The sequence below is a fragment of the Emergencia sp. 1XD21-10 genome, from assembly GCF_009936045.1.
GTDB lineage: Bacteria > Bacillota > Clostridia > Peptostreptococcales > Anaerovoracaceae > Senimuribacter > Senimuribacter intestinalis.
In genome coordinates this window covers 122,266-144,898 of sequence record NZ_QWEQ01000012.1, presented here as the reverse complement: position 1 = coordinate 144,898, position 22,633 = coordinate 122,266, and the positions used below count along the sequence as shown (strand labels likewise).

Genomic DNA, 22,633 nt, shown 5'->3' with positions numbered 1-22,633 from the left:
CCTTACTGTTCACTCTCAGACGTTAATTCCCGAACCTTATCTTCCAGCTCTTTGTTAGATAAGCTGGTGGTTCGTCCGTCTGCATACATCTCATCAACCCATTCCTTCAGGGTGTGCACAATAGGCGTATCCTTGGACATTTTCTCCTCGCCGCAAAGGCCGTAATGCTCGTTCATCCAGTATGCAATGCCCGCAAGACCGCTGGTCTTGCTGACCGCAACCCCCGGCGTTCTTCCAAGAAGTTTCTTCGTGTCAAAGATATTGTAAATTTCCTCGTCCTTCATTAGCCCGTCGGCATGAATGCCTGCCTTCGTCACATTGAAATTCTCACCAACAAACGGCGTCATCGGTGGAATATTGTATCCCATCTTATCTCTGAAATATCTTCCGATTTCAGTAATTGCTGTCGGATCCATACCGTCCATGGAACCTTTCAGAGAGGCATATTCAAAGACCATAGCCTCAAGCGGGACATTTCCTGTACGTTCTCCAATACCCAGCAGAGAGCAGTTTACAGCGCAGGCACCGTAGAGCCACGCTGTAGAAGCATTCGCCACAGACTTATAAAAGTCATTATGCCCGTGCCACTCCAGCATCTCGCTGGGAACACCGGAGTACTGCTGCAATCCGTAAATAATTCCAGATACACTCCTTGGCAGCGCCGCTCCATTATACGGAACGCCATAACCCATAGTATCACAGGCTCTGATTTTTACCGGCACGCCAGCCTCCCTGGAAAGCTTCATAATCTCATTGACAAAAGGCACTACAAAGCCATAAAAATCTGCCCTGGTGATATCCTCCAGGTGACATCTAGGCACTACACCCTCCTCAAAGGCTTCTCGAATCGTTTCAAGATAGTAGTCCACCGCCTGTCTTCTCGTCATGTTCATCTTCTTAAAAATGTGGTAATCACTGCAGGATACCAAAATTCCGGTTTCCTTAATCCCCAGTTCTTTTACCAGACGAAAATCCTCTCGTTTCGCACGAATCCATGTAGTGATTTCCGGGAATTTCAAATCCAGTTCCATGCATTTTTCTACTGCCTGGCGGTCTTTTTTCGTATAAATAAAAAACTCAGACTGACGAATCAGTCCATATGGTCCGCCCAGTCTGGAAAGCAATTTGTATAGATCTACAATCTGCTCTACAGTATAAGGAGCCATAGATTGCTGTCCGTCTCGAAAGGAAGTATCTGTAATCCAAATATCTTCGGGCATGTTCATCGGCACCCGCCTATGGTTAAACACCACCTTCGGCACCTCAGAATAATTGTACATATCTCTATATAAATTGGGCTGCGGAATATCCTGCAAGTCATATTTATAGGTTGGTTGTTCCAACAGATTAGATTTCCTCGATATCTCTATCATATTTCTACCTCCTTTTTCCTTCATCCGCTTTTGTGCATTAACGCATTCGATTATCTGTATACAAGTATAATTGTTTTCATCTTGTTTGTCAATAGAATATGTATAATTGTTCTTAAATTGTTTTCACATTTTACTCACATCTTCTATCTTATGCAGGCACTGCTGCCCGTACAACTCATTTCCAATAAAAAAGAGACTGTGTATTACAGTCCCAAAATTTCTTTTATTAGCTCCGGTCTTTCCGGTTTTTCTTTTCCTATCACAAAAGCCTTCTCCGCTTCCTTTACAGCAGCCGCCAGCTTTCCTTTACTGCTGCCGTAAAGGGTAGCCAAAACTTCTCCTTTGGCTGCCTTGTCGCCAACTTTGCAATGAAGGTAAATGCCCGCCGCCAAATCCACGGAATCTTCCTTCGACTGTCTGCCGGCGCCGGTATGCTGCGAAGCAAGCCCAATTGCCCTGGCGTCAATAGACGTAATAAAGCCAGCTTCAGGCGCAGTGAGTTCCATGCTGTACGCAGCCGACGGAAGCAAATCGTAGTCCTCTATGACCGCCGGATTTCCACCCTGTCTGGTAATCAGCGTTTTCAGCTTTGCCAATGCCGCCCCGCTGTACAGCGCCTGTTTCGCCATCATTTCTCCTTCTGCCGCAGTTTTTGCTCTTGCACCGAGGAAAATCATCACGCCTGCCAGTTTCAGAGAAAGTTCTGTGATATCCGCAGGACCATTGCCTTTAAGGGTCTCGATGGCCTCGATGACTTCCAAACTGTTTCCTACAGCGTGGCCCAGCGGCTGATTCATATCGGTCACTACCGCTACAGTTTTCTTGCCCGCTGCGCTGCCGATTTCGCACATCAGACTGCCCAGCTCCTCTGCCGCCGCCTGATTTTCCATAAAAGCGCCGCTGCCACATTTTACATCTAGTACAATGGCATCGCTGCCTGCAGCAAGCTTTTTGCTCATAATGCTGGAGGCAATCAAGCTGAGATTTTCCACCGTGCCCGTCACATCCCGCAGTGCATAGATTTTTTTATCAGCCGGCGTGATATGGGCGGTCTGACCGATGACGGCAATGCCCGCCTCATTGACCTGTTTCAGGAAAGCTGCTGGCTCAAGGGTGGTCTGAAATCCAGGAATGGCCTCCAGCTTATCCACAGTTCCACCTGTAAATCCAAGGCCTCTGCCGCTCATCTTTGCGATAGGAATGCCGCATGCTGCAGCAAGGGGCGCACAAATCAGCGTGGTTTTATCTCCCACGCCGCCGGTGGAATGCTTATCTACCTTGATGCCGAAAATTCCAGACAAATCCACCGTATCGCCGGAATATCGCATAGCGTCAGTCAGCGCAAAGGTCTCTTCCTTATCCATCTTCTGGAAATAAATCGCCATCAAAAGTGCCGCCGCCTGATAATCAGGAATGTCGCCCTGCGCATAGCCCTTGACAAAAAATCCGATTTCCTCTGTTGTCAGTTTACCGCCGTCCCGTTTCTTTACGATGATATCGTTCATATTCATTTTAAAATCTCCTCTAAGAAGCTCTCTCCAATTGCAGTTTTTTCAGCACCTAAGTATGCCGCAATGCTCGCCCCGATATCAGCAAAGGATTTGCGCGTACCTAAATCGGTGCCTGCTTTGACATGCTTTCCATAGACCACCAGCGGAATGTACTCTCTAGTGTGATCCCATCCAGCGTGTACCGGATCGTTGCCGTGATCAGCACAAATCATTAGAATATCGTCCTCACCCATAGCTGCTGTGATTTCAGGAAGTCTTCTGTCAAACTCCATAATCGCTCTGCCGTAGCCTTCCGCGTCTCTTCTGTGACCGAATTTAGAGTCAAAATCCACAAGGTTTGTAAAAATTAGACCGCCAAAATCATCAGCCAGCGCCTTGATGGTCTGATCCACTCCGTCCATATTGCTCTCTGTATGTATCGAGGTGGTAACACCGCTGCCGTTGAAAATATCGCTGATTTTACCGACAGCATAAACGTTCTGTCCCGCTTCACTGACAAAATCCAGGAGCGTTTTCTGCGGCGGTGAAACGGCATAGTCCTTTCTGTCTGAGGTCCTGACCCGCTTTCCGTCTTCCATTACATAAGGTCTTGCGATAACTCTGCCACAAGCAAACTCTCCGGTGAGAAGTTCTCTCGCAGCCTGACAAATTTCGTAGAGCCTTGGCAACGGAATCACCGCCGTATTTGCAGCAATCTGAAAAACGCTGTCAGCCGATGTATAGACGATAGGCTTGCCGCTGGCTTCATGCTCCGGTCCTAACGTCTCGATAATTTCTGTGCCGGAAGCCGGATAATTACCCAGACAGGAAATTCCGATTTTTTCCTCGAAAGTATCCATAAACGCCTTCGGAAATCCGTCCGGATAAGTCTTAAAGGGTGTCCTTGTTTCAATTCCGGCAATTTCCCAATGACCTGTAATAGTATCCTTTCCTTTAGAAACCTCTGCCAGTCTGCCGAAAGCGCCTTTGGGTGCATCTTCCCTAAGCGCACCTTCAAGGACACCTTCAATATTACCAAAGCCCAGTTTTTTCAGATTTGGCACCGCAAAGCCGGGCGTATTTGCCGCCGCATGGGCAAAGGTATTTGCTCCCATATCTCCATAGCTGGCTGCATCAGGAAGTGCCCCTACACCCACACTGTCTGTCACCATCAAAATTACTCTTCTCATTTCCTAATCACCTGCTTTCTATTCTTCTGACTGATAAATAAGTTCCGGTTTTCCCTCCAGAAAATCGAGAGAAACCAATCTATATTCTACACCGTCAAGTCGTCCTTTTAGTCCGTTTTTAAATGCGTCCTTTCCATGAAGGTGCCCATAAACACAGGTTTTCACCCCATGTTCTGCCATCAAAGCGGTAAATCCTGACGGCTGCAATTTGTCGTTAGTAGGCGGAAAATGCAAAGCCGCAACGATATGCTCTGCGCCCTGCCTCTTTGCTTCATCCAAAGACAGTCCAAGACGAATCAGTTCCCTTTCGTAGATCTTTTTATCGTGGGCGGAAAAGCCATCACTTCCGGGGCACACCCATCCGCGGCTACCACAAACTGCTACGCTGCCAGCCATATAACATTTGTTCTGCAGGAACGTAATGTCATCAAATAGTTTATTCAGCTTGCTGACAGAGGTCCACCACAAATCGTGGTTTCCCTTGGTAATCACCTTTCTGCCCGGCAGCTGGTGAATCCACGCAAGGTCAGCCATAGCTTCCTCCTGCCTGAGTCCCCAGGAAATATCTCCCGGTAGAATTACCACATCTTCTCTTGTAACAAGACGATTCCAGTGGTTCGCCACATTTTCTGCATGGTTTTGCCATCTGCTTCCAAAAATATCCATCGGTTTTTCAATGCGTGCATCCATGGACAAATGTAAATCAGCAATTGCAAATATCTTCACCTTTTATTTCTCCTCTAAATCAAGCAAAACTGCAGATTCATCGTCGTTTAAGGTCGTCACCTTGCGCAGCTTGCTGCGAATCATCCGCGAGCGAGTGCCCACCAGCTTGTCAAGATCGTCGTTTGCCTGATTGATTTTTTTCTGCGCTGCCGCAAGAACGCTTTCAAATTTTTCAAATTCATTTTTTACAGCACCCAAAATATCCCATACCTCACTGGAATGTTTCTGGATTGCCAAAGTCTTAAAGCCCATCTGCAGACTGTTGAGCAGCGCTGCCATGGTAGTCGGACCTGCGATATTGACCTTATAGTCTCTCTGCAGCGTCTCCACAAGTCCGCGCCGCACCACTTCCGCATAAAGTCCCTCAAAAGGCAGGAACATAATGCCAAAGTCCGTTGTATTTGGCGGTTCTACGTATTTATCACGAATATCCTTTGCTTCGGATTTGATAATACGTTCCAAGTTCTTTCCTGCTGCTTCGATGGCTGCACTGTCTCCCTCATCATATGCGTCAACCAGCTTTGCATATGCATCTGCAGGAAATTTTGCATCGATAGGGAGGTAAACAGTTCTATCGTCCTCACCCGGCAGCTTCACTGCATATTCGACACGCTCAGAGCCAGTGCTTCTGGTCGTCACATTTTCCTCATACTGATCAGGTGACAATATCTGTTCCAAAATGGCTCCCAGCTGAATTTCACCGAGAATTCCTCTAGTCTTTACATTGGAAAGAACCTTCTTCAAATCGCCTACCCCCGTTGCCAGAGTCTGCATTTCGCCGAGACCTTTATAAACCTGCTCCAGTCTCTCGCTGACCAGCTTAAAGGACTGCCCAATGCGATCCTCTAAAGTTTTCTGCAGCTTCTCATCTACAGTCTGGCGCATTTGCTCAAGTTGCTTGTTATTATCTTCCGTAAGCTCACCAATTTTCTGCGACATGGTGCTGCGAATATTTTCCAGCTTCTGCTCATTTTCCATGGTCATATAGCGAAATCTCTCACTCAGCTCCGCAAGACGCTTGTCCTGCATTTGAGTTACCTCTTTCTGATTTCCACTCACCATATCCCCAAAGTTCTTAAAAGAATTATTTATGTATTGAATGGTCTCCACTCTGGATTCCTTGATTTCTTTCTGCACCGCCGAAAACTTGCCCAGCACTGCAATGAGAAGGATCAGAATGATAACGCCCAGTATCACCAATGCGATATCCATCATTTTGCCTTACCTCTTTCTTTCATTAAAGTTTCTTTTACTCATACATATATAGTATACCATTTTTTGAAAGGATTCAAAAGTAGAAATGTGTAATCTCCTATCACTTTTAGACTGTATTTTTTTCGGTGAATTCGGACTTTTCACCCTCACCCCCAGATATCTGCTTCTAGTTCTATTTCCCGTCATGGTATTTCTTGGAATACTAGGACAGATTCTCCCCAAAATCCCATTTCTTAAAACCACTTCTCCTCTGATCAATCAACTTTTCTACGGATTTATAGGACTGGGCTGCACCACTTGTGCCTTAGCTGCGCTGACACCATTGACCGATTCCAAAAGCCGCAGCCGCATGGCACTGATCCTCATTTTGCTGGTTCCATGTTCTGCCCAGCTTACCCTCCTTGCCGCCTTTGCATCCATGGTTACCTTACGAGTCTTTTTAGTGTTTTTTCTGTTTTTTGTTCTGTTCGCCGGGGTTTTATACTTAGGGCTGGGGATGCTGTTTCCACTGACAGATACCATGGTAAAGCCGGAAAGCGCAAACGGAAACTTTTCTATTCTGCAAATCCTAAGAGAAGCCTTTCGATCAGTATCTGATACCGCACCAGCATTCTGCGCTGGCAGTGTTATTATCAGTATTCTTCTTTACTTCGGCACCTTAGATGCATTATCTTCTCTCTGTGCACCAATACTTGAGAATGTGTTTCACTTGCCTTCCGAAGCTGCATCTTTGCTGCTTTTAAACATTCTAAAACGGGATTTCGGTGCAGCATCTTTACTCTCCCTTGCAGGAAGCGGCATATTCAGCGCTGCCCAGCTTTTGAGCTGCGTGGTAATGATGACCTTTTCTGTGCCTTGCTTTAACTCCGCAGTCCTTCTGGTAAAACAACAAAGACTTCCCGGTGCCATATGTATCTGGCTAGGAAGTCTTATGATTTCTTTACTGACAGGCAAAATCGTCTGCGAAGTACTCTTTATATGCGGCTTCTAGTTTTTTCAGTTCTCAAGCTGCACCTGCCCGCACATAGCTCCGGTCCTCTTGCCGCCTTTGCAGCGTGTATCGTAGTTGCACGATAGGAAGCAGTAATCTGATAATATGCCTCCATCCGATCTTTTTATGCCCGCTGATAGTCCATGCTGCTACCTCCTTATTGCTTCTATTTTACTATGATTTCAAAAAAACGTCTATAATTTTTGATATAGTTTTCGAGTCCAATCCGCCGTTCTCATCATCATACGTAATTATAAGATTTTTCCATGGCACGATTCCCGCCTTACGATACTCTTCAAGTTTGTACTCTGCATGTTCACGGTATTCCGGCTGACCCATCATACCTAAATGCTCCCAATAAAATATTTTCTGTTCTGGTACTTTCAAAATCTCAAAATCTGGATAAAAAACTTTCCCACCAATCAGAATCTGTGGCTCATAGCGATAAGTAATCTGATTCAAAAACAGCTGATTAGCTATATCCAATTCGGACTTCGACCTGACCTTATGACCCTTGATTGTTGTCATTTTCAAATGTTCCTGCAAATAGAAGTTTCTTTCCTGATTTTCATTCTCAAAGTTTTCCGGAGATGATATTCCGCACAGAGCATAACATTCCTCCGGCAGCATCTGATATGCTTTACCTAACTTAGGCAAAACTGAAAGCGGATCATAATTCTGATATTTTTCAAGTAAGCGCTCCATTGCTAAAAGATTCGTCTCAATCTGTCTAATGCTTTTCTCAAGGTAGCCTCGCTCCTTTAACTGGTCAATTAAAAGCTGCTTGCTGCCTGGGATATAAAATTCCTCTCTCCCATTAGCATTATAGTCTCTCTTATAGTAGTAGCCATTTTTCATTACCAGCTTTCCCTTCGGCAGCTTACGTAGTCGATGCTCAAAAGTCTGTTTCTGCATTTCCTGCAGACGTTTTTCATTTTCAATGATTCCTCTAATGTCTTCCATATTGTCCTTTCGTACCTATTTAAGATTTTTTGAAATAAGGTACTAATTCTTTAGCCAAAATCACAACAAAATTTCACAATTTGCTCAAGCTATGTTACAAATTATTACATTTTATCCATTATATCCTATATCCAGACAAATTGCTACCCTTCTTCACAAAAAAATAGCGACAATTTGCCGCTATTTTTAAGATTCACTTGAATTTTTATCACACTTTTGATACCTTTTTTTCAAAAATCAATATTCGGTACTAAAGCCCGTCAGCTGTCAACATTATTTCAGTGCATTCAACGCCTGATCAAAGTCTGCAATGATATCCTCGATATCTTCGCAGCCTACAGATACACGAATCAGCTCTGGTTTGATACCGCCAGCCAGCTGATCTTCTTCGCTAAGCTGTCTGTGGGTCGTGGACGCAGGATGCAGCACACTGGTTCTAATATCGCCTACATGCACCACGATACTTGCCAGTTTTAAATTTTTCAACACCTCTTCACCGCCGGCCTTGCCGCCCTTTGCGCCAAAAGCAAGTACGCCGCTGGCACCTTTTGGCAAATATTTCTGTGCTCTTTCATAATCCTCATCACCAGGCAGCCCCGGATATTTCACCCAATCAACCATTGGATGATTCTTAAGGAACTGTGCCAGAGCTAAAGCGTTGCTGCTGTGTCTGTCCATTCGAAGATGCAGAGTATCCAGTCCCTGGAAGGTAAGAAACGCATTCATAGGTGCCATAGTGCAGCCCAAATCTCTAAGCATCTGCGCTCTCAGCTTTACACAAAATGCCTGATTTCCAAACTTCTCAAAGTATTTCAAACCGTGATAGCTCTCATCCGGTTCTACCATGCCAGGATACTTGTCTGCATATTTATTCCAGTCGAAATTACCGCCTTCAATTACCATGCCCCCTACACTGGTTGCATGTCCGTCTGCCCACTTGGTTGTAGAGTGGGTTACAAAATTTGCACCATGCTTCAATGGCTGACACAGGTATGGAGATGCCAGAGTATTATCCACCACGAGAGGCACGCCAACCTCGCCAGCAGCCTCAGCAAACTTTTCAATATCTAGAACGGTCAATGCAGGATTTCCTAAAGATTCGCCAAAAATTGCCTTAGTATTAGGCTTTGCCTGTGCTACGATTTCTTCCTTGGAAAGGTTGTAATCGATGAAAGTAGTTTCAATCCCCATCTTTCTCAAAGTAACGTTAAACAGGTTAAATGTGCCTCCATAAATATTTCCGCATGCGATAATATGATCGCCTGCTTCACAAATATTCAGCATGGTAATCAGGTTTGCAGCCTGTCCTGCACTAGTTGCAATACCCGCGGTTCCACCCTCCAGCGCTGCCATCTTTTCTTCCAGCGCATTAACGGTTGGACTTCCCAGTCTGGTATACATAAAGTCTGCACTTTCTAAATCAAAAAGCTTAGCCACATCTTCTGCATCATAGTATCTGTAAGTGCTATTCTGGACAATCGGCAATACTTGCGGTTTCCCACTCTCTGCCTTATATCCGCTGTGAATACAGCTTGTATTGAATTTATACTCCGACATAATTTCACTCCTTTAATAAACATATTTGCCTTCTATTTTATACCAATCCCAGCATAAAATCAAATATATAATAAGAAAGTCGGCTGCGCCGATTCTATCCATAGGTAGACTTTCTTGATATTCCGGAAATATCGAAAAATGGATATTTCCTACATAATAAAAAAGAGGTGACTGATTTTGATTGAAATTTACGGGATATTTTTTACCTTCGGACTGGGTGTACTTCTCCACTTTACCTATGAGTGGTCCGGTCGCAGTCTGCTGATTTCCTTTCTTGCTCCAACAAACGAAAGCGTCTTCGAACATTTAAAGCTTTTGCTGACTCCGTTTCTGCTTTGGAGCCTCAATGAGTACGTTCATTACGGTCAGTTTACGCAAAATTTTATCCCTGCTAAAACCATAGGGCTTCTTGCAGGGATCGTATTCATCGTATTATGTTTTTACAGCTATACCGCCATCTGTGGCAGAAATTTTCTTCCTGCAGATATCGGCATCTTTGCAGCTTCTGTGGTAATCGCCTTTAGTTCCTCCCACGCTCTCATGACTCTGGAGTTTTTAGGAAAGGTTTCCATCAGGCTCCTTTCTGGCACCGTACTGATTCTGCTGCTTCTCTTTTTTGCAGCCTGTTCCATCTGTGCTCCCTATGGTCGCCTTTTTAGAAGTCCTTATCCTTGCCAGAACAAAAAGCACTGTAAGTAGCTATAATGACTACAAAAAACAGTCCCGCCGCCGGCCATATAATCCAGCTTCTGCCCCAATCGTGGGTGAGAAGACTATAGACTAGATAAATCAGTACAATACACGGCCAGTAAATTCCGCCGATTCTGTTTGCAAAGTCCTCCCCTTTTCGCATCCCTTTTTTCATTTGCGGCGAATAGTCTTCTCTCTGCATCAGCACATTATAGCAGCCATAAGGAACGCCTGTAGTAATAAGCAGGTAAACACCGCTGCCAACCATAACAAACAAAATGCACGGCGGAATATTCTCTGCTAAGTGAAGCACCGACTCGTTGAGAATTACCGGAATCACAGAAAGAATACAGAGGAGTACGCCGACAGCAATTTTCGATGCAAACTGCGGTCTGTCTTTCTGCTGCATATCCTCCAGCATACGAATCGCACTTTCATCTAAGGAAAGGTTCTCTTTCTTCAGATAATCAAACCTGCTCATAGCTACACCATTTATAATAAACAGCACTACGGCAGCCGCAATCAGAACAAACATCAGTACCACACCCAGCGCGCTGCCTCTTTCCTCTCCGAAAATTTCTTCTCCCATGACAGGAAAAATCAGAGATACTAAGATTAGCATAACTCCTGCCCCGATTCCCTGAGACAAGCGTTCCATGGAAGCAATATAAGTTCTGCACTCCTCTTTCGTTACTCTGCGCCCGGAAAATGTTCCCTCAGTATGCGAATAACAACTTTCCTGCGACTTCTTGCTTTTATCAATGCCCAGCTCACAAATCAGCTCATCTACACTGCCAAATTCTGCAATAACTGTGCCTATCGCTTCATTTTCACTTTTACCTTCAGCTTTCAATGCTGTATATTTTTCCTCCATCATAAAAGCCATTTCTTGCTTTACCCTTCTGACTTCACCTGTATCCGCAAGTTCAGCAAACATGCTCTCTAAATAATTCAAAATAATTTCCACTACACATCCTCCTCTATTATAAATTTCTCCACAACCTCTTTAGTAACCTGCCATTCCCGACATTTTTCGTTGTAATAAGCTCTGCCTTCTTCTGTAATGCGGTAGTAGGTGCGGGGCTTTCCTCCGCTAGCGCTGTTTCCTGCAAAAACTTCTACATAGCCGTTCCTCTCAAGCCTGGTAAATGCCGAATAAAGGGTAGTTTCTTTGATAATATATTTCTCCTCGGTCAGTTCCTTAATCCGTTTGGAAATCTCATAGCCATAAGAGGGTGCCTCTCGTAAAAGATACAAAATCATGGTATCATTATAGCCCCGAATCACATCACTGCTAATCACCTGGCAGACCTCCTTTCCAGTATTACGTCTGTCGTAGTACTTTTATGTTCCAATCATAGCACAACTACTACGACAGGTCAAGTAGTTTTTCTTCATTTAAAAAGCTGCCGCACAACTTCTGTGCAGCAGCTTTAGGTTATAAATGATTTATTTTACACCGTTTTTTCTTCTGATTCCAAATACCATGCCGCAAAGTGCCAGCACTGCAGCAGCAAGTCCTGCAACCCAGAGCAGCATATTAGCTGTATCTCCAGTTCTTGGAATCCACCAAGGTAGCTCGTCTGTTTCAGGATTCTGTTCCTTGATAATGTTCTTAATATCTTCTGGAGATTTGATATTTTTATCTGGCTTGCCATCTCCATCAGTGTCGATATTGACATCCGGTTTACCATCTCCATCCGTATCCACGTTCAAATCTGGGATGCCATCTCCATCGGTGTCAATGTTGATATCTGGAATACCGTCTCCATCAATATCGATGTTGATATCCGGTTTGCCATCTCCATTGGTGTCAATGTTGATATCCGGTTTGCCATCTCCATCCTTATCGATGTTGATGTCTGGCTTTCCGTCTCCATCTTTATCGATGTTGATGTCTGGCTTTCCGTCTCCATCCTTATCGATGTTAATGTCCGGTTTGCCGTCCCCATCTTTATCAATGTTGATGTCTGGCTTTCCGTCTCCATCTTTATCGATGTTGATGTCTGGCTTTCCGTCCCCATCCTTATCGATGTTAATGTCTGGCTTTCCATCGCCATTGGTATCTACATTTACATCCGGTTTACCATCTCCGTTGGTGTCAATATCCAAATCCGGTTTACCGTCTCCATCGGTATCTTTGTTAATATCTGGCTTTCCATCGCCATCGGTATCAACGTTCACATCCGGTTTGCCATCTCCGTTGGTGTCGATGTCTAAATCCGGTTTGCCGTCTCCGTCAGTATCTTTATTGATATCCGGTTTGCCGTCTCCGTTGGTGTCAATATCTACATCCGGTTTGCCATCTCCATCGGTGTCTTTATTGATATCTGGTTTGCCGTCTCCATCGGTATCAATGTCGACGTCCGGTTTACCATCATCATCGGTATCAATATTGATATCCGGCTTATCATCGCCATCGGTATCAATGTTAATATCAGGGAGTCCATCGTCATCCGTATCAATATTGATGTCTGGAATTCCATCGTCATTGGTATCCTTATTAAGATCAGGATCCTGAATAATCGGCTTTATTACATTGTACGCCAGATTAATCGTCGTCTTGTTTCCCTGTGCATCGGTAACAGTTGTAGTAACTACATATTTCCCAGGCTTAGACAAATCAATCTCTTGAATTTCATTGCCATCTGCATCCCTAATTGTAACGTCTGCAACTTTTAAAGGATTTCCTTTTTCATCTTTCAGCAAACGCCCGTCAATGCCGATAAATACATACCTATCGTTGAAAAATTTTACCAACTCAGTCTTCAAAACGGTCTTACCTTTTTCCGTCTTCCGGTTTACTTTGTCATTGACTTTTCCATGCAATCTAAAAATATCACCATCGTCTTCGATTCTCTCGATCTCACCTGGCTCCAGGATAGTTCCCTTCGGCTCTTCATCCGGATGATCCGGGTCACTGCCAGCACTTGGAATCACTGGAGTTGGCGGATTTACAAATGGGAAGTTGGTCGGCTCATCTGTATCAGAGCCACCTGGTGTACCCGGCTTTTCTTCCGGTTTGACAAGAGAATAAGATTCTTCGTAGTTATAACCTTCTGTATATTTTGCTTCTACTACAAACTTGCCGGATTCCAGTTTCGGAATAGCTGGATAAGCACCTGTATTAAAAGAAATCACTTTATCAATCACGCCATATGCATACTCTTCTCCGTTGATTTCTTCCGTTGCTGTTTTTGCATTCGCTTTAATCGGCTCTCCAACTTTTACACCGTTGACATAAAACTGAATATATCCATCTGGCGCTTTGCAGGTAGGTTTTCTCTTTGCTGCCCCCTGTTTTGCCTTGGCTTTAAAGGTCATCTTCGTTACAATGGTTTCATGGGTAGCCGGGTCTTCTCCATATTCGATATCATAAGTCGCGTCTGCAATTTCTGATGGAATCTTATTGATAATTGCCCAGCCTGTTGCACGATGCCCCCAGTAACTTTGTGCAAAGTTCTCATAGCCTGCAAGCGTACCGTCAGAATATTGGGTCGAGGTCATCGTAAATTTCAAAATACCTGCGTCTTCCGGCAGCTTATTTCCAAGCAGCTGTTCTTGCTCAATCGGTTTCCCATTCTGTTTATCATAACGCTGCGCCTTATACGACACCTTTGAAGGATTATCTAAATATTTATTGTCTATTTCTCCGGTATAAAGTCCGATCTTCGTATCGATGACATTACCAGAAGCATCTGTGATTTCGTTTTCAATCGTTGATACGTCAATGGCATTAAACGGTAAGCCATCGTAATCTTTGGTCATCTTCTCCTGACTATATTCATCTGGCAATTCAAAGTCTACATATCGTTTCAAAGGTGCTGCTGCATTAGGATCCTCCGTAGGTTTAACGGAACTAATGAAAAGCGGTTCTATCTCCATTACGATTTCATTACCATTTTCATCTACTGTTACAGGCTTCAAGCTTACTTTTACTTCCTGCCCTGCAACCGGTTTTCCCTGAAATTCGTATGGGAGCCATAGATATAGTTTGCCGTTATCAAAGAAAGACGGTGCACCATATTCGTATTTTTGACCACCAATCGATAACTCCCAATCTGTAATCGCATGATTTTCGATAAGCTCTTCCTTTGTCGTACCATCTGCCATTTCGTGCTTAATCTTTTCGCCAGATAAGTTCACAGTTGTTACAAAGACCCTTGTTTTCTTCGTTAAGTCTCCATAAGCCGTACCACCATTACATTGGAATTTTCCCGGTGCAGATAATCGAATCGAACCGCCGGTAACAACCACGTCACCGCCTGCTCCACCGATATCATACCAGCCTGCCTGCGATTTCGGCAACAATGTGCCCCCAGTAATCGTAATGGTCTTGCCAGTATTGGTTCCAGAGCATCCCTGACCAAACGCATTACTATGCTCAAATCCCTCCGATTTGAGGAATCCACCGTTGATATTGATATCACCAGCAATGGTACTCTTCGGTGTTTCACATAAAATCGCATCTGTAAACGCATAGGTGGTTTCTGCTCCATTGGACATCCCACCTATATAGGTGCAGCCGCCACCAACGCCCGCGCCATGAAAAGAACCCTTTGCATCAATGTCTCCGCCGTTAAACGTAGTCACTGTACTACCACCGGCATGCCCGCCGCCGATGCCGCATCCCGCTCCATATCGGCTTTCTGTCGGACCGTTGGCATATGCTTTAATCTCGCCGCCGTTAAAGGTCATATCTCCACTGTTTTCAATCGGACCGCCTCCAATTGCTGATGCGCGAAGGCCGCCGTTGACTTCTAAAGTACCTGGATTGGCACTATCCAGCATTGTCAATCGATCGCCTGCCTTAACCACAGTGCCATCAGCAAGAACTGCATCTCTGGATACTTTGCCATCTTTCGGCGCTACAAATTGTCCATTCTGATCTACATTTCTACGACTATCGTCAATGGTCAATTTAGAACCTTCTCCGCAGCGAATACCCGGAGACTGAATATTTCCATTGCTATTATTACAAGTGAGCCTATTCGTACTGCCATCGGCAAGGGTCAAATGCAAAGAAGTCGGATTACTCAAATCCTCTTTATTTGTCACGATATTTACCGGATAGTATGCATTAATATCTACACCTGCAAAGGTTAAATCCGCATGCACACCTGCCTCAATAAAAATCCCTGCATTTGACGTACCACTAGTGGATATCGTCAATGGTGTGCCTTTTTTAATAACAAGTGCCTGAAATGTTCGCGGCACTACACTACCTACTGTAGGCACATACTGATCAGCAGTGTTTTCTGCATTTCCATATCCCTGCGTATTATATACAGTTTCTTTATACTCATAATCCACGCCATATGTACCGCCGGTTACATTAAATGCACCAGTGTCATTTGACTGTGGATCAATGCCGTCATCAGAAAATGCAACCATGCGTTTACCGCTCTCAGTCTGATTTTCTTCCTCTTCACCCACTTCTGCCACATCTACATCTTCCGTTTCTTTGTCAACGTCAACATCGGCGCCATCTACAATGCCGCCCTCTGCATCAACATTTTCATCCGGTATTTCACTGCCTTCCGGCTGCACTTCGTGCTCGGCTTCAGTTAAAGGTGCCTCAGTCGCATAGGACTGACCCCCCCCCCAGCCATTTTCCGGAAGAAAGCAAGCCACCACCGAATGCTGAGAAAACGAAAAACAGACACAACATGCGAGCTAAAAGCTTCTTGTTGTAATGTTTCATTTGGTTTGCCTCCCTTTTTCGTTTTGGTAAGTTCTTACTTCTTTCTTAAGTTAATAGACTTTTGAATGGTAAGAAGCGATGGAGCGCTATATCAAACTCTTCCTTCGCTTCATTCTTTTTCATCAAAAATCATTTTTATTCTACACCCGCAGGAAGTCGTTGTCAAGTTTCTGCTAATAGCTCTTCTTCATGGGACTTAAAAAACTCGAAATATCTGCGTACATTCTCAAGTTCAGTCCATCTGCGCTCAGTAACTGGCAGAGCATCAAGATCATAGATCTTGCTCTGTTTGGTCGCCAAAATAAAGGGCGAATGGCTCGCTATAATAAACTGACAATTAAAGAACCTGGCTGAATCTTCAATAAATCCAGTCAGTTCCTGCTGATATGCTGCCGACAAACTGTTTTCTGGCTCGTCCAAAAGATAAATTTGGTTTGCCTCTATCTTTTCTGTAAAGTACATAAATGCACTTTCTCCATTGGAACGCCCACGGGCATTTCCCGGCATATTCTGCCTGATAAACTCCGACTTTGTATTTCTCCGAGCGGAATTAACCTGTTTCAGTTTCTCATAGTCGTCAAGACTTTTCAGCTGAAATTTCTCACACCGCAGCTGTCTGTATGCCTCCATCAGATCTTCTCGTTTTGTGTCCACACCATGGTTAAGGGCTCGCAGATCAAAGAGATAGTCAAAAACATCATCACTGGTGATAATGGTGCTGTCCTGATAGTAAGACTCCCACTCTGCTTGACACATTCTGGAAAAATCCGCAAAAAAACTGCTATTGTTATAAGGTGCGCTGCGCTGTGCGCCTATGGCTTCAGCGATAACATTGAGCAAGGTCGTCTTACCCGAACCATTGCTGCCATAAAATATGGTAATCGGTTCAAAATCTACAGCAGAAAACCCCTTCTGCGGAAAAATGCCAAAGGGGTAAAAACTGTCATAACAAGTCTGCCTTATATCGTTAAGAAAAAGTTCTTCCGCTATCATTTCCGGCAGTTTGAAGTTTTTCAAATATACCATCATATGTCCCCCTGATGTCCTTTTACAGAGCCTGTTGCTCCATGCGCAGCAAATCCTCTATAATTCTGTTCACTTGCCAAATCGCCTGATCCACCTGCTCCTTCGCCTGGCTGATCTTAGACTGGACAAACACATCTGCCAAAATTCCGTCGAAGAAAAAATCGGCAAAAGTTAGAAATCCTCCAATATCAATCTGGAAATCCAATATTCCACTGACGTCTTTCAATTCTCTCTGAAAGACCATTACCTGCCGTTTTGCTGATTCCAATTCCCGCTTTGCACTCCCCATCTTCATGTGTTTGCCGATTCCTCCAATCAGGTCAAAGCCCAACATATCAGCAATTCCAAAGCCGGAGGCTGCACTCAGTTCATCTCTTGCGCGATTTAAGTACTGCAGAGTCAGTCTGCCTGTATCAATCGCTTCCCTGATTTCCCGCAGTTGCTGTGCCCTATCCATTTTTACCCTCCAATCATTACTTAAGTATCTTTTCTGCCCATTCCGCTTCCTTAAAGCCTGTGAGCACATAATTTTCTCCAATTACAAGGGGACGCTTTACCAGCATACCATCGCTGGCAAGCAGGATAATCTGCTCCTCTTCACTCATATTCGGCAATTTTTTCGAAAGTTCCATCTCCCTGTAGATCATCCCACTGGTATTGAAAAACTTTTTCAGCGGAAGACCGCTCATCTCATACCAGCTGCGAATCTGCTGCGAATCTGGATTCTGCGTCTTAATATCAAAGAGTTCATACTCTGCACCATTTTCATCAAGCCACGCGAGAGCTTTCTTGCAGGTGGAACATTTTGGATAACAATATACTTTCATCTACACAACCTCCATCAGTTTCTGTTCTGTCCTGATTTCACCCGGCGTCGGGTAAGTCTTCAGGACTTTCTCAAAATTCGCTTTCGCCTTCTTTGCCGCCTCTTCATCTTTGCTGAACCGAACTGCATAGGCATAAAGCGTCCTTTGGGTATTTGGATACCCCTTTATTGACTTCATAAACTTTTTCAGCTGTTTCGTATACAGCCTGTCCACTTCTTCTTTCCTACATTGGCCGATGAGCTCAAAAAAAAGAAGTTCCATTTGAACAAAATTCTTATAGAAGGGCAGCAGTTTTGGTGAACTGAATAACTTGTATCCTGCCGCCTGTGCCTCATCAAATCTTCCCTCATCCATGCGCCTTTGCATTTCTGCGAAAGCAATGGCCTCTACCAGAGGATTACCCGAAAAATCCCCTTCCGGCACTACAAAATATTCTTCCGGCATTTCAGCAAGCCGCTTGCCGTCCGTCTGCTGCAGCTTATTAATCCTCATCTGTCGCCAAAACGCATCTGCACTTTCTTTATCGCTGCGAAATGTCTTGATATTATAGCCGTCGTTAGCAATACCGCCCACCTTTAGGGGAACCAGATTGGTTACTGCAAAGTAAAGCCCCATCAATCCCAGTATCAAACATATCATACGCCCAGTCGTTTCCTGTGGGCACAGCGACATACCTATAAATCCTGCTGCACTGAACAACAGATTGGAAAGACCGCCGCCTAAATTGTATAAAACAGCCGGATATCCTCCATCCTCGTCCTTGTCAGGAGGATCCAAAAGACACTGACCGCCGGTTCCCGGAATACTGAACTTTTTGCGAAGGATTTTGTCCTCTTGCTTGACAAAGATAAGACTGCCGATCCGAAAAGATACGAACTTATAGCCAGAAAGCAGCCCGCAGACCAGATGCCCCGCTTCGTGAGTGATGATAAGCACATACACAATCACTGCAAAGCTGAGTATCAAAAGCGGAATCTCCAGTCCATGACCACTAAAGATCTCCATGCCAAAATATCCCAAAAGGCCGCCGCAAATCATACCAACGATATAAGGCAGCGTCGACACTAGCTTTGCCTTAACTTTCTTTTTGTTTTCCACGCAGTACCTCCATAGCCTCTACGTAGCCGTCAAAACCCTTGCCCATGACCGTCGCAACACAGGCAGCCCTGACAAAGGACACCTGCCTGAAATCCTCCCGCTGACGCACATCGGAAATGTGTACCTCCACAGCAGGTATGCCTACAGACTTCAGGGCGTCCAACAGCGCCACACTGGTGTGGGTGTACGCCGCCGGATTGATTACAATGCCGTCAAATTTACCGTAAGCCTCCTGAATAGCATCCACCATGGAGCCTTCATGATTGGACTGAAAAAAAGCGACTTCCACGTTGAGCCGGGAAGCCGCCTTTTCAACATATTCCACCAAATCGGAGTAAGTCGCTTTTCCGTAAATTTCCGGCTCTCTGATTCCCAGCATATTGATGTTGGGTCCATTGATTACCAGAATCTTCATCATTCTCTCTCCTCATTATTATTGATGTAAAAATCGCTCCAGTAGGAATAAGCGTCCTTTCGCTCCTCATACATCTGCGCAAGCGGCATGGATTTCGAAAGAGGTCTCCCTTCGGTTTCCAATTTATCAAGGTCGCGCTTAATCCAAATCACGATTCCGTTTTGTTTCAAAATGTTGTAGTTGACTTTTTTCTTGACAACACCGCCGCCGGTCGCAATGACAAGACCGGTCTGCACACAGGCCTTTTCCAGCATTTCAGTTTCCACCTTTCGGAAATATGCTTCGCCTTTCTGGTCAAAAATTTCCGGAATAGACATGCCTTCGTGTTCGACAATCATATCATCGATATCCACGAATTTACGCCCCATTCTATTCGCGATTTCGCCGCCAATCAGGGTCTTTCCTGCGCCCGGCATGCCGATTAGAATCATATTCATCGTCTCGCTGCGAACTTCATCAATCGCGCTGTCGATTTCTTCGTCTTCAATTTCTTTATGCTGGAACAGCTCGCTGGCCTGCTTTCCCTGCGCTACCAGCATTTCCAGCCCGCCGGTTGCCGGAATAGATTTCTCTATGGCGTCCAGCACCAGCTTGGTTCTGTTAGGGTTATATATCACATCCACAACACCGCAGCAGTTTTTAAAATCATCTAAGTTGACCGGTGATTTCCCGTTGTTCGGATACATTCCTACAGGCGTTGTGTTGACAATAATTTCCGCATCAAAATGCTGACTGATATTCTCATAATTATGTTCACCACTGCGTGAAATTATGAGAATTTCAGCAGCGTTCAAATCCTTTAGGACTGCTCTTGCGGTCAGAGACGCCCCGCCGCTTCCAAGAACCAGACACTTCATGCCTTTCACTTCGATTTTGTTCTTTTCAAGCATATACTTGAACCCAAAATAGTCTGTATTATAGCCATGCAGTCTTCCTTCTTCATCTCGGATCACTGTGTTGACACAACCGACGGCTTTTGCCGTATCGGAAAGTTCATCGCACATCTCCATGGCTACTTTCTTATACGGAATAGTCACATTGAAGCCGCCGTAGCTTTCATCATGCAGCATGTTTTCCAAATCCTCTGGTTTCGTCTCGCAAAGTTCAAAGGTATAGTCCCCAAACTTACTGTGAATCAGCGGCGAATAGCTGTGCCCCAGCTTTCCGCCAATCAGTCCAAATTTTTTCATGTTAAATCTCCATATAACTTCCTAAGTACTTGAACTCCTGTGTCAGATCTTCAAGCTGGTTCATCAGTCTGACAAATTCCTCAGAGTAAACCTCGGATACGATGTCAAAATAGAACATGTAGTCGAAATCTCTTTCTGGAATCGGACGACTCTCCAGTTTAAAAATCTGAATACCAAGTGCATTAAATCTAGCCAGTACATTGTACAAAGAACCCGGTTTATGGGAAACCACCAGTTTCAGACTCGTCTTGTCAGCGCCGGGATAAATCTCTAAATTCTTGCTGATGCAGATAAATCTGGTATAGTTGTTTCCATTATCCTGTACTCCTTCTTCCAGACACTCCAAGCTGTAAAGCTGTCCACACTCATAGGCCGCCAGCGCAGCAACGTCCGTTCTGTCGGATTCGGCTACCATCTTAGCCGCTTCTGCAGTATTTTCGCAAATGGTAATCTTTGCGTGAGGGAAATGTTTCAGATAGTCATCACACTGCATAATTGCCTGTTCATGAGAAAAAATCTCCTTGATGTCCTCTTTCTTTGTTCCTCTCTTGGCTAAAAGACTATGGTCGATCTTCAGCTTGATACTTCTGACAATGTAGAAGTTGTACTTCATCATCAAATCGTAAATCTGGTTCACTGAACCTGCCGTACTGTTTTCGACAGGCAGAATGCCGTACTGGCACAGCCCCTTATCGATAGCTGCAAATACACCGTTGAAATTCTTCACATACATAATCTTCGGCATTTTAAACAGTCTCTCGCAGGCCTCCTGAGAATAAGCGCCGGTCACTCCCTGGCAAGCTACGCTGGCCTTTGCAGGAAATACCTTAGGTGTGTTTTCCAGTGCATCAGCGATAGATTTTGCCAGAGGTGATTCCTTCTGGGTAATCTTTCTCTGGTGATCTTTGCTCATCTCCATAATTGTATTATATAACACTCTGGTGTAAGATGCCATATCTTCTGAGGCTAAATCTGTAAGTTTGTCAATTTTTTCTCTTTCTCTCATAGCATCCAGCACCGGAAGTTCATTATTTTTCTTGTAACGTGCGATTTCTTCCGCCACTCTCATTCGCTCTTCCAGTTTTTTTACGATTTCTTCGTCAATCGCATCAATTTTGCTTCTATAGTCGTCCATACTCATTTTTTTCAATCTCCTTTATTTCTCATAGTATCGGTATCGATATTGATATAATTCATAAATTGCAACAGCTGCCGCTGCTTCTACACACGGCACTGCTCTTGGCACGATACAAGGGTCGTGTCTTCCCTCTACTTTTAGCATCGCATTCTCGCCCTTTTCGTAGCTGATACTGTGCTGCTCTGTAGATATGGAAGGAGTCGGCTTGACTGCAACACGAAAAACGATTGGCATGCCAGAGCTGATTCCACCCAGAATACCGCCGTGATTATTGGTCTTCGTCTTCACCGTATCACCTTCAAAATAAAACGCATCGTTATTTTCACTGCCGCAGATTTTTGCCGCCTCAAATCCCCTGCCAAACTCAATTCCCTTGACAGCAGGGATTCCGAAGACCGCCTGGGCAATTTTGTTTTCCAGTCCGTCAAACATCGGCTCTCCAACGCCTGCAGGAACGCCGGTGATGGTGCATTCGATAATGCCGCCTACAGAGTCGCCTCGCTCCATAGCCTCTTCGATTGCCTTGGTAGGCTGCACGGCGTTTCCGCCGATTTCTTTAATTTTAGCGGAAATCTCGATTCCTTCTTTTTCCAGAATCTGCTTCATAATGCCGCCTGCAATGCAAAGAGGCGCAGTCAGACGTCCTGAAAAATGCCCGCCTCCGCTGACATCTTCAAAACCGCCGTATTTTACGTGTGCTGTATAATCTGCATGACCTGGTCTTGGAATATCTCTGATATTGTCGTAATCCCCTGACCTGGTATTGGTATTTTCTATCATCGCTGTCAGCGGTGCGCCGCAGGTAGTATTTCCTACAAGACCGCTTAAAAATGCCGGCATATCGGCCTCTTTTCGGGGCGTACTGTATTTGCTCCGTCCAGGGGCACGCCGGTTCATAAAGACTTGAAGCTTTTCCATGTCGATGGAAAAACCTGCCGGAAGTCCCTCAATGGTTACGCCGATGGCCGCAGAATGGGACTGTCCGAAAATAGTAATTTTTACATGATTTCCATAAGAAGAAGACATGTCTTTTCCTTTCT

Annotated in this window: 20 protein-coding genes; 2 read left to right on the top strand and 18 right to left on the bottom strand. The window is 44.7% G+C overall.

Going from position 1 to position 22,633, the window contains the following annotated elements; all coding sequences use genetic code 11:
- Positions 1 to 2 precede the first annotated feature (2 nt).
- From D1151_RS09320 to D1151_RS09300, 5 genes are all read right to left on the bottom strand, one after another.
- Entirely contained in the window at positions 3 to 1,373 is a 1,371-nt protein-coding gene (locus D1151_RS09320; RefSeq protein WP_160200659.1) for a 2-isopropylmalate synthase, read from the bottom strand.
- Between the two features lie 203 nt (positions 1,374 to 1,576).
- Positions 1,577 to 2,884, bottom strand: coding sequence for a pyrimidine-nucleoside phosphorylase (locus D1151_RS09315; protein WP_161908720.1), 1,308 nt, complete (start codon positions 2,882 to 2,884; stop codon positions 1,577 to 1,579).
- Positions 2,881 to 4,053: a phosphopentomutase gene (locus tag D1151_RS09310; protein ID WP_161908719.1), complete on the bottom strand. Its 1,173-nt coding sequence runs from the start codon at positions 4,051 to 4,053 to the stop codon at positions 2,881 to 2,883. The genes D1151_RS09315 and D1151_RS09310 overlap by 4 nt, the downstream gene beginning before the upstream one ends.
- 18 nt (positions 4,054 to 4,071) lie before the next feature.
- The gene (locus D1151_RS09305; RefSeq protein ID WP_161908718.1) at positions 4,072 to 4,779 is read right to left on the bottom strand and encodes a metallophosphoesterase; all 708 of its coding nucleotides are present in this window, start codon (positions 4,777 to 4,779) and stop codon (positions 4,072 to 4,074) included.
- A gap of 3 nt (positions 4,780 to 4,782) precedes the next feature.
- The gene (locus D1151_RS09300; protein WP_160200663.1) at positions 4,783 to 5,994 is read right to left on the bottom strand and encodes a DNA recombination protein RmuC; all 1,212 of its coding nucleotides are present in this window, start codon (positions 5,992 to 5,994) and stop codon (positions 4,783 to 4,785) included.
- An 85-nt stretch (positions 5,995 to 6,079) separates the two neighbouring features.
- On the opposite strand from D1151_RS09300, the gene D1151_RS09295 reads away from it, so the two are divergent.
- A complete protein-coding gene (locus D1151_RS09295) occupies positions 6,080 to 6,985 on the top strand; it encodes a nucleoside recognition domain-containing protein (RefSeq protein WP_161908717.1) in 906 nt (301 codons plus the stop codon).
- Positions 6,986 to 7,159: 174 nt separating this feature from the next.
- Here D1151_RS09295 and D1151_RS09290 read toward each other — a convergent pair whose 3' ends face one another.
- Together D1151_RS09290 and D1151_RS09285 are read right to left on the bottom strand one after the other, a co-directional pair.
- Positions 7,160 to 7,948: a hypothetical protein gene (locus tag D1151_RS09290; protein ID WP_161908716.1), complete on the bottom strand. Its 789-nt coding sequence runs from the start codon at positions 7,946 to 7,948 to the stop codon at positions 7,160 to 7,162.
- A 273-nt stretch (positions 7,949 to 8,221) separates the two neighbouring features.
- Complete coding sequence (locus D1151_RS09285) at positions 8,222 to 9,505, bottom strand: O-acetylhomoserine aminocarboxypropyltransferase/cysteine synthase family protein (protein ID WP_161908715.1); 1,284 nt, start codon at positions 9,503 to 9,505, stop codon at positions 8,222 to 8,224.
- A 177-nt stretch (positions 9,506 to 9,682) separates the two neighbouring features.
- On the opposite strand from D1151_RS09285, the gene D1151_RS09280 reads away from it, so the two are divergent.
- A complete protein-coding gene (locus D1151_RS09280; protein WP_160200668.1) occupies positions 9,683 to 10,204 on the top strand; it encodes a DUF6512 family protein in 522 nt (173 codons plus the stop codon).
- On the opposite strand, the gene D1151_RS09275 is transcribed toward D1151_RS09280, so the two are convergent.
- The 11 genes from D1151_RS09275 to D1151_RS09225 all read right to left on the bottom strand — a co-directional run bounded on the left by D1151_RS09275 (position 10,161) and on the right by D1151_RS09225 (position 22,619).
- Positions 10,161 to 11,162 carry a permease prefix domain 1-containing protein gene (locus D1151_RS09275; RefSeq protein WP_161908714.1) on the bottom strand — a complete coding sequence of 334 codons (1,002 nt, stop codon included), beginning with the start codon at positions 11,160 to 11,162 and terminating at the stop codon, positions 10,161 to 10,163. The two genes, D1151_RS09280 and D1151_RS09275, sit on opposite strands and share 44 nt — an antisense overlap.
- Positions 11,162 to 11,497, bottom strand: a complete 336-nt coding sequence (locus D1151_RS09270; protein WP_330588321.1) for a PadR family transcriptional regulator — start codon at positions 11,495 to 11,497, stop codon at positions 11,162 to 11,164. Before D1151_RS09270 ends, D1151_RS09275 begins: the two co-directional genes overlap by 1 nt.
- Positions 11,498 to 11,644: 147 nt before the next feature.
- Positions 11,645 to 15,829, bottom strand: coding sequence for a hypothetical protein (locus D1151_RS09265; RefSeq protein ID WP_161908713.1), 4,185 nt, complete (start codon positions 15,827 to 15,829; stop codon positions 11,645 to 11,647).
- Between the two features lie 232 nt (positions 15,830 to 16,061).
- Complete coding sequence (locus D1151_RS09260) at positions 16,062 to 16,925, bottom strand: AAA family ATPase (protein ID WP_161908712.1); 864 nt, start codon at positions 16,923 to 16,925, stop codon at positions 16,062 to 16,064.
- 22 nt (positions 16,926 to 16,947) lie between these two features.
- Complete coding sequence (locus tag D1151_RS09255) at positions 16,948 to 17,382, bottom strand: hypothetical protein (protein WP_161908711.1); 435 nt, start codon at positions 17,380 to 17,382, stop codon at positions 16,948 to 16,950.
- A 16-nt stretch (positions 17,383 to 17,398) separates the two neighbouring features.
- Positions 17,399 to 17,752 carry an arsenate reductase family protein gene (locus tag D1151_RS09250; RefSeq protein WP_161908710.1) on the bottom strand — a complete coding sequence of 118 codons (354 nt, stop codon included), beginning with the start codon at positions 17,750 to 17,752 and terminating at the stop codon, positions 17,399 to 17,401.
- Positions 17,753 to 18,850 carry a M50 family metallopeptidase gene (locus D1151_RS09245; protein WP_161908709.1) on the bottom strand — a complete coding sequence of 366 codons (1,098 nt, stop codon included), beginning with the start codon at positions 18,848 to 18,850 and terminating at the stop codon, positions 17,753 to 17,755. It lies immediately after the preceding gene.
- The gene (gene aroQ / locus D1151_RS09240) at positions 18,828 to 19,268 is read right to left on the bottom strand and encodes a type II 3-dehydroquinate dehydratase (RefSeq protein ID WP_161908708.1); all 441 of its coding nucleotides are present in this window, start codon (positions 19,266 to 19,268) and stop codon (positions 18,828 to 18,830) included. Before aroQ ends, D1151_RS09245 begins: the two co-directional genes overlap by 23 nt.
- Positions 19,265 to 20,455, bottom strand: a complete 1,191-nt coding sequence (locus D1151_RS09235; RefSeq protein ID WP_161908707.1) for a shikimate kinase — start codon at positions 20,453 to 20,455, stop codon at positions 19,265 to 19,267. Before D1151_RS09235 ends, aroQ begins: the two co-directional genes overlap by 4 nt.
- Position 20,456: 1 nt before the next feature.
- On the bottom strand, positions 20,457 to 21,596 hold the full coding sequence (locus D1151_RS09230) for a bifunctional chorismate mutase/prephenate dehydratase (protein WP_243150978.1): 1,140 nt from the start codon (positions 21,594 to 21,596) through the stop codon (positions 20,457 to 20,459).
- 15 nt (positions 21,597 to 21,611) lie between these two features.
- Entirely contained in the window at positions 21,612 to 22,619 is a 1,008-nt protein-coding gene (locus tag D1151_RS09225; RefSeq protein ID WP_160200676.1) for a chorismate synthase, read from the bottom strand.
- Positions 22,620 to 22,633: the final 14 nt, after the last annotated feature.

What these genes read in the sequence shown, in the direction of transcription:
- D1151_RS09320 (WP_160200659.1), bottom strand. Translation starts at nt 1,373, where the DNA reads ATGATAGAGATATCGAGGAAATCTAATCTGTTGGAACAACCAACCTAT.
- D1151_RS09315 (WP_161908720.1), bottom strand. Translation starts at nt 2,884, where the DNA reads ATGAATATGAACGATATCATCGTAAAGAAACGGGACGGCGGTAAACTG.
- D1151_RS09310 (WP_161908719.1), bottom strand. Translation starts at nt 4,053, where the DNA reads ATGAGAAGAGTAATTTTGATGGTGACAGACAGTGTGGGTGTAGGGGCA.
- D1151_RS09300 (WP_160200663.1), bottom strand. Translation starts at nt 5,994, where the DNA reads ATGATGGATATCGCATTGGTGATACTGGGCGTTATCATTCTGATCCTT.
- D1151_RS09295 (WP_161908717.1), top strand. Translation starts at nt 6,080, where the DNA reads ATGTGTAATCTCCTATCACTTTTAGACTGTATTTTTTTCGGTGAATTC.
- D1151_RS09290 (WP_161908716.1), bottom strand. Translation starts at nt 7,948, where the DNA reads ATGGAAGACATTAGAGGAATCATTGAAAATGAAAAACGTCTGCAGGAA.
- D1151_RS09285 (WP_161908715.1), bottom strand. Translation starts at nt 9,505, where the DNA reads ATGTCGGAGTATAAATTCAATACAAGCTGTATTCACAGCGGATATAAG.
- D1151_RS09260 (WP_161908712.1), bottom strand. Translation starts at nt 16,925, where the DNA reads ATGGTATATTTGAAAAACTTCAAACTGCCGGAAATGATAGCGGAAGAA.
- D1151_RS09255 (WP_161908711.1), bottom strand. Translation starts at nt 17,382, where the DNA reads ATGGATAGGGCACAGCAACTGCGGGAAATCAGGGAAGCGATTGATACA.
- D1151_RS09250 (WP_161908710.1), bottom strand. Translation starts at nt 17,752, where the DNA reads ATGAAAGTATATTGTTATCCAAAATGTTCCACCTGCAAGAAAGCTCTC.
- aroQ (WP_161908708.1), bottom strand. Translation starts at nt 19,268, where the DNA reads ATGATGAAGATTCTGGTAATCAATGGACCCAACATCAATATGCTGGGA.
- D1151_RS09235 (WP_161908707.1), bottom strand. Translation starts at nt 20,455, where the DNA reads ATGAAAAAATTTGGACTGATTGGCGGAAAGCTGGGGCACAGCTATTCG.
- D1151_RS09230 (WP_243150978.1), bottom strand. Translation starts at nt 21,596, where the DNA reads ATGAGTATGGACGACTATAGAAGCAAAATTGATGCGATTGACGAAGAA.
- D1151_RS09225 (WP_160200676.1), bottom strand. Translation starts at nt 22,619, where the DNA reads ATGTCTTCTTCTTATGGAAATCATGTAAAAATTACTATTTTCGGACAG.